This window comes from Paraburkholderia humisilvae, assembly GCF_902859855.1.
GTDB lineage: Bacteria > Pseudomonadota > Gammaproteobacteria > Burkholderiales > Burkholderiaceae > Paraburkholderia > Paraburkholderia humisilvae.
The window spans coordinates 1-13,225 of record NZ_CADIKH010000099.1 but is presented as its reverse complement, the minus strand read 5'-3'; the positions used below and the strand labels follow the sequence as shown (position 1 = coordinate 13,225).

Genomic DNA, 13,225 nt, shown 5'->3' with positions numbered 1-13,225 from the left:
GGCCAACAGCACTGCCCGTCGGTTCAGGCGCTTGTCGCCCAGATCAATACCCTTGAATTCCATTGCCGCCCAACTCTCCGTCGCTTGTGCCATTCGCTCGTCACGCAAAAAACAAGAGTAAACGGCAAAGCGCCGAAGTTTACAACCCACTCAGCTCAACTTGTGTGTAATGGAATGCCGTGAGCCGCGCGTGCCGATTACTTGGTGGCGGATTCAAGCACCATCGATCGGGTAACCTTTTCCATGACAAGCAAAGGGCGGATCTTGGAAAGGAGTGTGACCAGCCTCGAATTTTTTGCATGAACTGTCGCCGCAGCCTCGTCCGAGTAAAGTTCTGAGACCATGAGACGATCGGGAATGGGGGCGCCGTCCTTGTCGATGGGTTTGAGGACCTCGAAACGGAGGCATCCCGGCTCTTCGTTGACTGTCAGTTGCGCGTGTTCGCGCAGAATGGTCTGCAATTCCCGCTCTTTTCCACCCACGGTCATATATTCGACAACGATAGCGACAGGCTTATTTTCAGCCCAGGCCACTGGAGTGACCAAAGTCTGGAGGAGGGCAAGGGCCACTCCAAGAAGTGCCTTCATTATGATTTTCATGAAAAATCCTACATGAGGAGAAAAAACGAACGTATTCGATGACCTGAATTCCATCACGGACGCCCGTTATGGGGAGACCACGATTGACTGCTTGCCGTCAGGTCATAGGGGACATCTTCCAATCCTTTTCGACGTTGCGTGAGGCCAGATACAACAGTTTGCTTGCCGTTTCATCACTGGGGAACTGACCGAGGTCCTTGCCGATTTTGCGCAAACTGCCGTCAAGACCGACAAGATCGACACAGCGGTGCGGGCGCAATTGTACGCGAGAGGCTTTTCGCCGGAGGTCTGGTGTCCGACGACGATAGCACTCTTTACGTGGGTCTCGATGTACATAAGGATTCGATCACAGGCGCCTATACTATCGGAGCGGGCGAGCTTGAATTGCTCGGTAAGATCGGTACGGCGCAGGCTGACGTAGAGCGTTTGTGCAAGCGACTGCAACGTAACGCGCGATGCATCAGCGTCGTCTACGAAGCGGGCCCGTTCGGGGAGGGCTTTATAGGCAGCTTCTCCAGAAAGGTTTCCAGTGCATGGCGTGCGCACCGTCGCTGATTCCCAGAAAGCCGGGAGAGGGTATCAAGACTGACCGATGTGATGCCGTCAAGCTCGTTCGATCATTGCGTGCTGTCGACCTGTCGGCGGTGTACGTACCCGGCGTCGAGGATGATGCATTCCGGGATTTGGCGCGCATGGGTGATTGCGAAAGACGACTTGCAGCGTGCGCGGCAACGGGTGAAGGCCTTTCTGCTGTTGGACGGTGTGCGCTACACCGGCTGTGCTGACTGGGGGTCATCGCACCGGCGCTGCGGTTGATGCATTGGGGCACTTGCTTGCCGTGCATGTTACGCCGGCCAGCGAACAGGAACGTGCGCAGGTCGGAGAACGGGCGTGTCAGGTTGAGCGGGCAACGGCCAGACGGTCAAGGTGGCGTTCGCTGATCAGGGGCTATACCGGCGAAGAGCCCGCGCAGGCCGGGCGTGACGAGGGTATTGAACTGCAGGTCATCAAGCTGCCGGGGGCTAAAAAGGGCTTCGTGCTGTTGCCGCGCCGCTGCGTGGTCGAGCGCAGCTTCGGCTGGCTCAACCCACCTCCGACTGGCTAGGAACTACGAGAGGTTGCCCGAAAACTTGGCTGGTTTGCACTTCGTCGTATTCTCCGTACTTATGCACGTCCATTTTGCATACCTTCATAAAAATAAAAAACACGCTAAGATTTTTAATGGAATTACAGACGTACCAGGTGAGACAACTGAAACAGCTTCTGGGCGATAACCACCCAACTCAACAAGGTGGAGGCGAGTTGATACTGGACAAGGCTGTGCTGAGACGTTCTGGAAAACAAGTCGTGAAGCCTTCCCCAGGGCGGAGCACCGTGGATTATCGGAAGTCAATCTATGCCGTCGCGGAGCGGCGTGCCTATCGCCGTAACTACACCCAGACGCACCAGCACGCGATTGCATTGAATACGGTCCATTGACTAACTATGTCCGAGATCACGGCAGCGGACAGACCTTTGACGCGCGCGAGGCGGGGCGGCGCGCGGAAACTGTCGGGGCATAAACCGTCGTGGATGACTGACTTACCGCCTATGTCGCCTTACGGCAGCAGGACGACAGAGCCTGTAGTATTGCCGCTTTGTATGTCGAGGTGCGCTTGAGCAACTTCTTGTAACGGATAGGTTGTTGGCGATGCGGCCTTCAAGATGCCTTGCTCCAGTGCCTTGAACACCGATTCCGCAGCGGCCTCGAATTCTGCGCGCTGAGCCGTATAGTGCGCAATCGAGGCACGCGTGATGTACAGCGAGCCGCGCGCGCCTAGCGTCGCAAGATCGATATTGGGAGTCGGTCCTGACGCGGTGCCAAAGCTCACAAGAATCCCGCGTGGGCGCAGACAACCGAGTGATCCGAGGATTGTGTCTTTTCCGACCGAGTCATATACGACCGACGCAAGCTCGTTATCGGTGATTTCTTTGACGCGAGTGACAATGTCTTCCTTGCGATAGTTGATGGCGAAGCTGCACCCGTTTTCTTTCGCTCGGTGCGCCTTCTCGTCTGTGTCCACGGTCCCAATCACAATCGCGCCGATATGGCTCAGCCATTGACACGCTAATGAGCCGACGCCACCGGCTGCGGCATGCCAGAGGACGATGTCACCTTTGCCACTTTGTGGCAGCGGTGAATCAGGTATTCCGCGGTAAGGTCTTTGAAGAACACGCTGGCAGCCAGCACGTCGCCCACACTGTTGGGAAGCTTTGTTGCGCGAGCGGCGGGAAGCAGGCGCGCAGAGGCATATGCGCCGGGCGGCCCACCGGCATAAACGACGCGGTCGCCGACCGCAAACCCTCGCACCTCCGGGCTGACCGCTTCAACGACGCCCGCGGCTTCGACGCCTAGGCCGGTTGGTAGTTGGAGTGGAAACGAACCTTCGCGGTGGTAAACGTCGATGTAGTTCAGTCCAACAGCAGTATGGCGAATCCTCAAATCACCGTTCCCGGGCGCGCCGACATCAAGCTCCTCCCAGCGCAGTACATCCGGTCCGCCTGTATTACGCAATCGAATTGCTTTGGCCATGCCCTCGCTCCCAGTTCCATCTGCCGATGACTGCTTCCACACCCGCCTTACCACCTCGGTATGCTTCAACATAACCAAGTATTCACGCACACGGCCGAACGGCATACGTTACCATACAATATATCGGTTCCGCGTTTAATGACTGGCTTCGAATTGCCCTGATTCGTTTTGGCGGCAATCATGCGAAGTTTCCCGAACGGGTTCTATGGTTATTTTCTATGGGAATCTAGCAGCCACATCTTCCTGGCGATCACTCCGCGCGTTGGGCGGTTTGCCGGACAGCTATACAACCGCTCATCGAATCCTGTTCAAATGTCTGGGAGCTGGGCCCGTATGTATCATATGATCTTGGAGAATAACCGCCAACGTACGGAGGCTCGTCTCGACTACCTCCCACTCATTGCATTTACCCAGCGATACTATCTGAATCAGCTCGCTGCTTAACTCGTTGTCGGTCCATGCATTTCGACAGACCTCGGTTCCTGCTCCGCCGTAGTCAAGGACTTCGGTGCCCGAGGGCAGCGCAGTCGCATCAAGAGATCTGGACGTAGCGGACTAGAACCGGTGACGTATGCCTAGCATCGACAGCACTTGGTTACTATTGCCTGCCGCTGGAGACGAGTCGGCAATGACGGCTTTGGCGGAACCCCCGCCATTGCGCCCCGATGCGTGCCCGTAACTTATCGATGAATATAAATCGGTACGCCTCGTCAACGAATAGTTCGCTGCCAGTGTGGCCTGATGATAGGTGGCCGACGAATCGCCATGTGACTTCATGTAGTCGTAGCCAGCTTCGATGGCAACAGCGGCGGAAACCTGCCAGTACACATAAACCGACCCATTGTTATACCGCTCAGTCGCCTTGAACGTCGAGGCGCCGTCGGCGAGATACTCCGAGTAACTGTAGTACCCTCCGATGGTGAAAGGTCCGACGACGTAGTTGCAGGCGACACGCGTGATGTTGAATCCACTTGCGCTGGCGTAGGCTGCATTTACAGACGAAAAGAAAATGCTATCCGTACTTGTCGTGCCACGTGTGGAGAGATTCGAATTACCGTTATCCTCATGGGAATAGCCTGCGGCGAGGGTCCATTCGCCTTGGCTGTAACTGACTGCTGAACTATAACTCGATCCCGATTTCACCGATCCAGGCACGCCCCCGAACGAGTACAAGATCCCAATCTGTACGCCCGCCCATATTGGGCTTTCCCACTTGATCGAATTGCTCGCACGCACCGATCCGTCTGCTAGATCCACGTCTCCTGGTGTGGTAAAGTATTCGAGGAAATTATTACCCTGAACAGGCAGAACGAGATCCGACAGCACGTTTTGCTGGCGCCCAAGCGTGAGCGTACCCCACGTATTACTCGATAATCCAACGTACGCACGTCGTCCGAAAAGTTTACTGCCGCTTAACTTACCACTATTGACGTCAAATCCGTTCTGGAGATCAAACAATGCGTTGAGTCCATCACCAAGATTCTCATTGCCTTTCATGCCCCACTGAGAAATCGACATCTGGCCCGACTGCAGTCCGACCTGTGTGTGCTGTCCCGCAGTGTTGTGCACATACTGGATCGACTCATCGACGATCCCATATAGCGTCACGCTGCTCTGTGCGTGAACCCGTGAGGCCAAGGACCCAAACAGGGCGAGCAACGTCGATAGAAGAGTCTTCCTCCTCTGAATGCGCGAGAAGTCACATCGTCCACGGTAAGTAGAATTGGCGTGCCGCGCGAGCTCACGCTTCTTTGCGGCTTCTTGTGTACCAATGGTTTGCGGGATAACCTGGATTACCGTAGTCATGCTTGCAAACGCCGTAGTTTCGATGATCGATTGCCGTGTGGCTGGAGTCGCCCAGCCGTTGGCGGGCCTGTGATGCGCAGCTATTGGCCGGTTCTTATGAAACATCTGCGAGACGCGTATTTAACTATCAAAATAAATCGAACCGCAGTTTGCCTTCCGAAACAGCGTCCCCTCATCTGCGACGATTATATAAGGCGATGATCTTGATACTCACAAATTCGTTCTATGGGTACTCGCTTCTCTGATATCTACCCGTGTGGGAAATCAACATAAAAATTTCTCTAATGAGGCACGAAGATAAACGCTATGAAATCGAAAAGGCTATATTAATTGACCGCGAATGGATCATTGGTCGGATCGTCGTTCCATATGTATTCGTCCACCCGAGCACTGTGCTCAGCGAAAGCACGTCCGTAAAGTATTTCTTCCAGTGCAAACGCCATGTCGGTCCCGGCCGACACGCCGGACGAGGTAATGTACTTACCGTCCACAACCCAGCGTGCGTGGCCCTGCCACAGTACGTCCCTGTCTTGGCTGGCCACCCATTTGAATGCGATCTTGTTGGTGGTCGCTCTATGGCCCTTTAGAATTCCCGCCTTGGCCAGCAGTGCGGCACCCGTGCAGACCGATGTCGTCCATTCTGTCCGACGGTTCTGATTGCGTAAGAAATTGAGCATAACGGGATTACTCACCTCCCGCCGCACGCCAGCGCCACCCGGTACCATCAAAATATCGAACTGGGGTGCGTCCTCGAACGAGTAAGTCGCGACCGTTGCCACGCCTTGCGCGGACTTAACCGCGCGATCATGCTCAGAAACCGTGGTTATCTCATAGTCCGGAAAGTCACCCCACACTTCGACCGGGCCATAGACGTCGAGTGCCTCAAAGCCAGGGAAAATCACGATGCCGATTTTCTTTTTCCGTTTCACCGATTGTTTCTGAGCCGCGTCGGCGTCGCTGTCGTTCATGCCCGAAGCTGACTGATTGCCTGAGGCATTCACCTGGCTCGACGACTCCGATCGCGATGACTCGGCTTGGGCTTTAGCGCTTATGCTCAATATAAATAGCCACGTGGCAAAATAAAAAATTGCAAGTAATATCGGTTTTTTCATGATTTTAGATCTCTATTTTTTAATCTCGGCTACTTAACATTGTGAGCCGATAATGACGGGTAGGCTAACTACCGATGCGCAGCCAAAGTCGCGACGCAAGAAATATCCAAGCCGCCGCCGGGTTTCGGACCGGGCTGCACTGAACGGCATCCTGTTCGTGTTCAAGACCGGGATATGCTGGTGCGACTTGTCGATCAGGTTGGGATCTGGTTCGGGCCCCGTCTGCTGGCGTCGCTTGCGCGACTGGCAAAAGGCTGGATTTCGTTGAGTGGTCGAGCGTACTCACACATGGCTCCGCAATTTTTCGTCGTCTCCGCACTCGCTTTGAGTGTCGCGCCGACATTCACAAAGCATTCCTCAAACTCGGCTGCTTCCTCGTCTGTTGGGACATCCTCAGACCTACGAAGTAGTCTTTTTGAAACGACCTCTAACGTGTCGCACGTGTTTGCGGCTCCGTGGAGTCATATCTCCGGACACCCAATGCTTATTGACAATACAGCCACGTGATAAAGCCAATATTTCGATGGTAACGATGGTCAACATATTGCGTCAACGATTGCAAGCAATCTGAGAAATTAACATTAATGTTTTATTTTTGTTCGTTACACAAAATAATGCATTAAGGATTCGATAATGTATATTGAAAGATCGAGTGATGGAGGCGTGCGGCTCCCGGATTACTGGGACCGCGAACTCACAAAGCCCGGGCACTCCGTTTGACTGGTTGCCCTCCAATTCGTCCGGTCGTACGCCAAGAGCAACACGGCCGGCGCGGCCGAGGTTGAAGCAATCTGCGAGGCAATAACACGACCGCACATGCGCTTTGTACGGCTCAGGACGCAGGTGAAACGGTGCAACAGACCATGCCGTCGCTGCATCTTGCTCGCGCTGGCTTGGTCAAGTCATGTACAGCACTGGCCAATCAGATCCGCGGGCTTTTGGGAGAATTCGGTATCGTGCGGCCACGGGGCGTCCGGCTGGTGGGTTAGCGGGTCATGAAGGCCCTTTTCAGTCGTGACAGTGAGAATGGCGGGCCGTTCCGGGCATTAATCCAGATGCTCGCCGGGCCTCCGCGCGAACTGGGCAACAAATTAACTGAGCTGGAAGGCCGTATGCGCGCAATCCACCATACGGAAGCGCCCGACCAGCTTCTCGAAACAATGCCCGGCATCGGGGCGCTCACCGCGTCGGCCATAGCGGCCTCAATCGGCAACGCCCGCGTTTTTTTTCCAAAGCTGGCTGTTTGGCTGGGCCTGGTGTCACGTCAGTATTCCTCCGGCGGTACCCAGCACCCGCTCGGCATCAGCAAGCGCGGCGATACGGCATTACGAACACTTCTGATTCACGGTTCGCGTGTGGTTATACACATGGCTGCCACCAGGCCAGCGATGGCTGATGGAACTGTGTCAACGCGGGCACAAAAACATCGCTGTCGTGGCGCTCGCGGCAAAGAATGCTCGCGCACAGGACGGGCGAGGCTGATCTGGGATCAGCCCTTCAGGCTGGCCAGGTTCCCTTGAGATTTAGTTTGATGTATTGACAGACCCAGTCTTTAACATCGAAGGAATGTTCACTTTCCAGCGACTGCTTGAACAGACTCAATTCGATGACAGAGGGGGGGCGTGATGGGCCAAACCCGTTTTGCACCAATGCCAAGCAAGCGCGAAGCTCTGATGGTGTACCCATTCGCGGATATTCATCATGGGAGCCCCGCAGCGTGTGCTGCGAACTGCGCCCGGATACATGGTGGCAACCTTGACCTCATGCCGGGGACCGCGACTGCTTGACTACAGGGAGTCGACCATAGATGGTGATAATGGGTGGTAGAGCATAGGGAAAACTAATTAAATGGCGAAGACGACCGCCTTCCAGACTGGCGGGGTAGTGCCCCTGCGGGCAAGATCCGCGCAGAAAAACTGGCCCTTGCGAATGCGATGGATGAATGCATTGCCTGGGAGCTCGATCGTCGCGTTCCGGAAACGTTTGAAGCACAGCATCGCATTCGTTTTGGACTTGATATTGCGATGATCCTGTTCGATCAGATTGCGCAGGTATTTCGAGGATCGAACCTTCGTGTCCTTCGGCAGCATGCCATCAGCCTTCGTCACCCGCACTGCACGGTGTGCGGCCCGCATAGCTGATCGTCTCTGCGGCTCGCCGTGATGTTTGATGGCCTTGCGAAAGAAGGCACTGGTGGGCTTCACGTCGCGATTTGCCCTGAGCCGGAGGTCCACCGTCTGACTTTGCCCGGTCCATCGCGCATTTATGATGGACACAATGCTCCTTCCGATGGGCCGTACACCTCAACCTGCCTTTTACCGGGCCCTTACCTTCAACATGGCTGCGCCGGGGTCGTACCATTCAAGACGGGCTGCGCTGAGGGATACGCCCGGCTTCGCGTAAAATACCTCTCCAACTGGCCGCGAAATCGCTGTCCAGCTCGGTGCGAAATACGCGGGCTTAGCCGCCCGACGGCGACGTGTGGCCAAGCACGGCGGCGATTGTCAATATCACGACCATGACGGCGGCCTCGATCGCGAGCACACGGTCGAACTTGCGATGAGCATCGCGATACGCACTACCGCCGTCCGACGCGGTCGCTCGCAGATATTGCAGATGTGTCAACCGGTTGTAGCCTCCAAGCAGTATCGCTAGGCTAACGAATGCAAGCTTGCAAGTCATTATGCGCCCATACGGCACGCTAAGTAACGGTGCGGTGAGGTCTTGCGTGTCCTGCGTGACGTCATAGATGCCGGTCACTATCACAAGGCCGAGCGCGACCGTCGCCAGTTGCGATAGTCGTGTGTAAAATGTCGCGCGTCGCACAGGCGTGTCCAACGTCGATTTTCCCCAGCAGGACACAGCCGGAACTCCAACGATCACGCCGCCAGCCCACAACGCCGTTGCAGCCAGATGAACTACATGCACCACGCCACGTGCCGTGAAGTCGCCCGCGTCGGCAGCATGACTGGTCGCGGCTTTGCTTAACAGGTAGGCGACCATGCCGACTGTCACGAGCCACCACACCGAGTGGGTGTTACGCGTTCCACCGAAACATGCGAGTAACGTGCCGCAGAAGCCCACCGACCATGCGACGCCAAAGTGCGTCTGTGTCAGCACCGTGCGTATCACTGTCCCCGCTTTGTCGAACGGCAGGCCACTTATCACGGCTGCCTCGAACCACAGGCTCAGGATGCAAGTGAACGCGAGCGTGCAGAGAGAGCCGAGCCGCAGGTAGCCGATTCCCATCGATGGAGAGGGTCCAAATTCTTGTTTCCGTTTAAGCAGTGCGTCACACAACTGCGTCCCGGTTACAACGGCAAACAGGATGTCTTGCGCTGCAGTGACAACAATTTGCACGATGACGAGTTGTCCCATCGTTACCTCATTGTGAAATTGTAGTGCCCCTGAGTGTGGTGCCCGTCTCTGGCGGTCACCATCCAGGCGACCGTGTAGTCACCTGGCGTTAGAGGCATCAACCTCACCGACATACGGCGCTGGTTCGGCGAATCGACTTCAGCGTTGCCGTCCGTCATGGACTTACCGTGAGCGTCGCTGACGGTTATTGAACTGAACGCCGGCTCAATGGGGGCATCGAAGTCGATGAACACTTCCTTGGGAGAGGCGGACACAGCGGATCCCGCCGACGGTGTCTGAGCAGTCGGAAAGGCATGTCCGTATGCGAGTTGCGCGCTAGCTAGCATCAGCGCAGTGACGAGGCAGTACGCAATCCGGAGGGCCGCGAGAGTTCTTTTCATGGCTGAATTGATGAATAGCAAAGGTTTGTAAGAAATCTATCGCGGACGAATATATCGGGCTGGCACACCCGTTCACCCGCTCTTCAAAGTCCATTCACGGCCGAAAGAGCGGTTTTCCTATCGTCGCTGGTGCAACGTCGTCGAGGAATATATGCGCCTGAACAAGGATGCCTACGCTTGAACCGCTGGCCCGATTGATCGGCAGTTGTGCTTCGATGCCAAATTGACCAAAGCGGTTGACCCAGATGACGCCCGGATTTACTGTTCCTGTCGTTTGTCCCTGACTGCGGAAAAGGGGCGCTTCCACAATCGGTATGAGGTTGGACAGAGGGCGCTGCAGCCCCAGATCGTGTACGTGCTGTTGAAGATAGGGCAGGCTGTATTGCACCGCGAAACCATAGTTGAATGCATTCGGTTGTCCCGCGCCAGTGGTGAGGGCCGGCCCTGCTTGTCCGGTGATTGCGATTGGGCGCAAATAGGCGAGCGAATCGGGCAGATCGCCCATGCCTTTTCCGGCATAGATAGTTGGCGCGATCGTCGAGAAGTTGTCGGCGATGGCGCGAGCTCCCGTGCCGCCAAGTTCGGCGTCGACGCCCACGGATGTCATGAATTCGTGCCCGCTATTTACGTACAGGAGATATTTGAGACCGACGGCAAAGTTATCGAAGCCGCGAGCGTGGGGATTATTTTGCATCATGTAAGTGCCATCGACTGATACCGCGAGCGATGGGGTTACCAACTTGTCGTATTCGGCATTAAAGGTGTTGATTGTTTTGTCGCCGTTGTCAGTTGGCATACGCATACTACTGTACTGGAAGTTGGCTTCGTCACCGACACCCGGGTCGTCGATTGCCATCGTCGACGGAAAGACGCGGTCGCCGGCAATGGCATGCGCGGTAGTGAACGAAGGGGCGAGCAGACAAGTGCCTGCGGCCGCGCCAACGGCCCATGTTGCTAGCGTTGCTTTGCAACGACGAGCTGTGGGTGGGTGCATGGTTTTTCCGGTTTGTGGCTGTGTCTTTTATCGAAACTCTGCAAATTTCTTGTTGGCGAAATTCAGTCCATATAGAGCTCTTCGGCTTAATGTTATTTAAAATTGTAAATCATGTTTAGTTATTAAGTTATCGTTAATATAAATAATAGGCCATATTTAGATTAACTCATCCTTCTGAATCGAATTGTTGGGGGCGCAAGACATCTGAATCGCCGCCTTGCGAAGCTCGTAATCGAGCGCCTTCGCACAAGTATGTGAAGGACGAATGGCAGCCGGCACATAAGCCTACCGTTTTCTTAAATGGCATTTGTCGACAATGGAACTGAGTCTGAGCTGGTGGCAAACTTCTGGTATCAGCTTCGGAGCGATTTGCTCGCCTTGGAGAACGCTCGGTGGGACCCCGTGCATACGGGAACTTGGCGGCCAAATTTTTCGCAAACGTCTGCGCAGTCGTTGCACGCCTCTATCGCGACTATAGCGGTCTCGCGAACGAGGCTGGAGTTCGGGTTTGCGGGCTGTTGCAAGGCAGTACAAAGACTAAGCATTTGCAATATCGGCCTATCGCATTTGGCTAGTTCCGTTTCGCCTTTAGCTGCCATGTCCATACAATGGACAATGCAGTTTTGCGACCACCCTCGCACTCCTTCTATGGCTGGTAGATCTGCAAATAACCCCATTTTCTCATTTTCGAATCGAATGAACACAGAAGGGAAAAGGCCCAGCACCTTATAAAACGCAACGCTCGGCTTTGCCAACCGTCTGGTGACGTCGAGGATAGAGCGAGATACTTTAATTGAATCCCCTATGCTCGGAACCGCTTTCCGAAAAATGTTCGCGCCATCTTCATGGATGGCAAGGTACTGCCACACGAATTGTTCGTCAATAATCGAAAAAATAAAGATTTGATGTAATTTTATAACTAATATTATATTTTTAATTGTGAGAGTAGGTGCAAAAGGCCTGTGACCGGCTTGAGTCTTTGATGCATAGGTTTATCACGTTGGATGACGTGGTCGCTATTGACCGGATGGTCGATTTGATGCTTTTTCGCATATGTTTCAACATCGAGCCGTGCGGTTTGGTCGCGCGCGGCGACGGAGTGGCCGAAATTCATGCGAAACTTGTAAGTCAGTTTGTAGTGCGGCCGCAAACGGGCGTGCAGGTGATGTCCGGCCGCGCGGCCTAGTCCAGATAAGCGTACACCTCAGCGCCGCGCGGACTGCATCAGCCATTAGCTGCGGCGATGATGTTCGGCGAGCCACGTGACCATAGGCTGTTCACCTCGCACAAAATAGTCGATATCTCCGGGCAACGTCGCGCTGTTCCGGCGGGTGTGCGGCGTGCCATTATGGCTCTCGGTCGCTTACTCGACCAGTCCCGCGAGCTCTTCGATCGAAATGGCGTCGCCCAAGAATGTAGGATACGTTCTCTATTCGGGAGCTATGCCGGTTTGAGTCACCGACAACTGACCAGCCGTCTTTGTGGTGCCTTTGTGAGGCGCGCGATCGCGTGCGGCAACGGCGATCGGACGTGATCTCGATAGGGACCAGGCACGACAACAATGCTAATCTTACTGTGTCAGTGCGACGTGAAGTCGCGTAGAGGATTGTTTCACCTGGCTGCGGCCAGGAAGGAAACCGATTGTTCCGTCAATCGTAACCTACCGGTGCATGCTGGATTGGTAACGGTCTGGCGTGAAGCCACCGGAACAACGTAACTGAGATTGACCCAGAAAAACGGACACCTATTCTTTTGAGAAGGAGGTGCCGGAAATGGGCAAGCATCGTACCCCATACCCTGCGGAATTCCGGGCTCGCATGGTCGAGCTTGTGAAGGCCGGGCGTACGCCCGAGGAGCTCGCGCGCGAGTTCGAGCCAACGGCGCAGTCGATCATCAACTGGGTCGTGCAGGCCGATCGTGATGCGGGCGTGCGTCATGACGGACTCACTACGGCCGAACGGCAAGAGCTCACGAAGCTGCGCCGCGAGAACCGTCAGCTAAAGATGGAGCGCGACATACTCTCGCAGGCGGCGGCCTGGTTCGCGCGCGAGACGGGAGCCGTACCCCCGAAGGGCGGTACGGATTCATGAGAGCGAACCGGGCCAGCTGGCCCATTGCCACGATGGCACGGCTGCTCGGGGTCTCCACGAGTGGTTACTACGCGTGGCTGGCGCGTGAGCCATCAGGTCGGTCTCGCAGCGATGCGCAGCTGCTCGCGCGCATCCGTACGCTGCATGCAAGTTCCCGCGGCACGTACGGCGCACCGCGCATCCATGCGCAGCTCGCGCGCGAAGGGGTGCATGTGGGACGCAAGCGGGTGGCGCGCCTGATGCGCATGGCGGGGCTGCGTGGCGCCACCCGGGGGCGCTGGCCACGCACCACAC

The 13,225-nt window shown here is 55.5% G+C and carries 12 protein-coding genes and 4 pseudogenes; 7 read left to right on the top strand and 9 right to left on the bottom strand.

Annotation, left to right across the window (positions count from 1 at the left end; translation table 11 throughout):
- Together HV796_RS37465 and HV796_RS37460 are read right to left on the bottom strand one after the other, a co-directional pair.
- The coding region (locus tag HV796_RS37465; protein ID WP_175232881.1) for an IS4/Tn5 family transposase DNA-binding protein at window positions 1–93 on the bottom strand (93 nt) is incomplete at its 3' end.
- Window positions 94–197: 104 nt separating this feature from the next.
- A complete protein-coding gene (locus HV796_RS37460; RefSeq protein ID WP_175232880.1) occupies window positions 198–599 on the bottom strand; it encodes a putative quinol monooxygenase in 402 nt (133 codons plus the stop codon).
- 291 nt (window positions 600–890) lie between these two features.
- Here HV796_RS37460 and HV796_RS46115 point away from each other — a divergent pair.
- Window positions 891–1,406 (top strand): annotated as a pseudogene (locus HV796_RS46115) (IS110 family transposase); the annotation flags it as partial.
- 31 nt (window positions 1,407–1,437) lie between these two features.
- Window positions 1,438–1,704, top strand: coding sequence for a hypothetical protein (locus tag HV796_RS37450; protein ID WP_377694423.1), 267 nt, complete (start codon window positions 1,438–1,440; stop codon window positions 1,702–1,704).
- Window positions 1,705–2,197: 493 nt separating this feature from the next.
- Here the strand turns inward: HV796_RS37450 and HV796_RS37445 are convergent.
- From HV796_RS37445 to HV796_RS37435, 3 genes and pseudogenes are all read right to left on the bottom strand, one after another.
- Window positions 2,198–3,171, bottom strand: a pseudogene (locus HV796_RS37445) (quinone oxidoreductase family protein).
- A 555-nt stretch (window positions 3,172–3,726) separates the two neighbouring features.
- Entirely contained in the window at window positions 3,727–4,977 is a 1,251-nt protein-coding gene (locus HV796_RS37440; RefSeq protein WP_175232879.1) for a porin, read from the bottom strand.
- A gap of 326 nt (window positions 4,978–5,303) precedes the next feature.
- Entirely contained in the window at window positions 5,304–6,089 is a 786-nt protein-coding gene (locus HV796_RS37435) for a DJ-1/PfpI family protein (protein ID WP_246356270.1), read from the bottom strand.
- Window positions 6,090–6,141: 52 nt separating this feature from the next.
- On the opposite strand from HV796_RS37435, the pseudogene HV796_RS37430 reads away from it, so the two are divergent.
- Together HV796_RS37430 and HV796_RS37425 are read left to right on the top strand one after the other, a co-directional pair.
- Window positions 6,142–6,499, top strand: a pseudogene (locus HV796_RS37430) (transposase).
- A gap of 585 nt (window positions 6,500–7,084) precedes the next feature.
- A complete protein-coding gene (locus HV796_RS37425) occupies window positions 7,085–7,609 on the top strand; it encodes a transposase (protein WP_175232878.1) in 525 nt (174 codons plus the stop codon).
- A 324-nt stretch (window positions 7,610–7,933) separates the two neighbouring features.
- On the opposite strand, the gene HV796_RS37420 is transcribed toward HV796_RS37425, so the two are convergent.
- From HV796_RS37420 to HV796_RS37405, 4 genes are all read right to left on the bottom strand, one after another.
- Window positions 7,934–8,323, bottom strand: a complete 390-nt coding sequence (locus HV796_RS37420; protein WP_175232877.1) for a DDE-type integrase/transposase/recombinase — start codon at window positions 8,321–8,323, stop codon at window positions 7,934–7,936.
- A gap of 226 nt (window positions 8,324–8,549) precedes the next feature.
- Entirely contained in the window at window positions 8,550–9,338 is a 789-nt protein-coding gene (locus HV796_RS37415; protein ID WP_175232876.1) for a copper resistance D family protein, read from the bottom strand.
- Window positions 9,339–9,469: 131 nt separating this feature from the next.
- Window positions 9,470–9,793 (bottom strand): copper resistance CopC family protein, encoded by a 324-nt coding sequence (locus tag HV796_RS37410; RefSeq protein WP_246356271.1) that lies wholly within the window; start codon window positions 9,791–9,793, stop codon window positions 9,470–9,472.
- Between the two features lie 148 nt (window positions 9,794–9,941).
- Window positions 9,942–10,841, bottom strand: coding sequence for a hypothetical protein (locus HV796_RS37405; protein WP_175232874.1), 900 nt, complete (start codon window positions 10,839–10,841; stop codon window positions 9,942–9,944).
- Window positions 10,842–11,841: 1,000 nt separating this feature from the next.
- Here HV796_RS37405 and HV796_RS37400 point away from each other — a divergent pair.
- From HV796_RS37400 to HV796_RS37390, 3 genes and pseudogenes are all read left to right on the top strand, one after another.
- Window positions 11,842–12,027 (top strand): hypothetical protein, encoded by a 186-nt coding sequence (locus HV796_RS37400; RefSeq protein WP_175232873.1) that lies wholly within the window; start codon window positions 11,842–11,844, stop codon window positions 12,025–12,027.
- A 586-nt stretch (window positions 12,028–12,613) separates the two neighbouring features.
- Window positions 12,614–12,931, top strand: a complete 318-nt coding sequence (locus HV796_RS37395) for a transposase (RefSeq protein ID WP_175232872.1) — start codon at window positions 12,614–12,616, stop codon at window positions 12,929–12,931.
- 29 nt (window positions 12,932–12,960) lie between these two features.
- Window positions 12,961–13,225: pseudogene (locus tag HV796_RS37390) on the top strand (IS3 family transposase); the annotation flags it as partial.

Bases quoted from the DNA above. Each gene is read 5' to 3' on its own strand.
- HV796_RS37435 (WP_246356270.1), bottom strand. From the start codon at position 6,089: ATGAAAAAACCGATATTACTTGCAATTTTTTATTTTGCCACGTGGCTA.
- HV796_RS37425 (WP_175232878.1), top strand. From the start codon at position 7,085: ATGAAGGCCCTTTTCAGTCGTGACAGTGAGAATGGCGGGCCGTTCCGG.
- HV796_RS37415 (WP_175232876.1), bottom strand. From the start codon at position 9,338: ATGGGAATCGGCTACCTGCGGCTCGGCTCTCTCTGCACGCTCGCGTTC.
- HV796_RS37460 (WP_175232880.1), bottom strand. From the start codon at position 599: ATGAAAATCATAATGAAGGCACTTCTTGGAGTGGCCCTTGCCCTCCTC.
- HV796_RS37410 (WP_246356271.1), bottom strand. From the start codon at position 9,793: ATGCTAGCTAGCGCGCAACTCGCATACGGACATGCCTTTCCGACTGCT.
- HV796_RS37395 (WP_175232872.1), top strand. From the start codon at position 12,614: ATGGGCAAGCATCGTACCCCATACCCTGCGGAATTCCGGGCTCGCATG.
- HV796_RS37440 (WP_175232879.1), bottom strand. From the start codon at position 4,977: ATGACTACGGTAATCCAGGTTATCCCGCAAACCATTGGTACACAAGAA.
- HV796_RS37405 (WP_175232874.1), bottom strand. From the start codon at position 10,841: ATGCACCCACCCACAGCTCGTCGTTGCAAAGCAACGCTAGCAACATGG.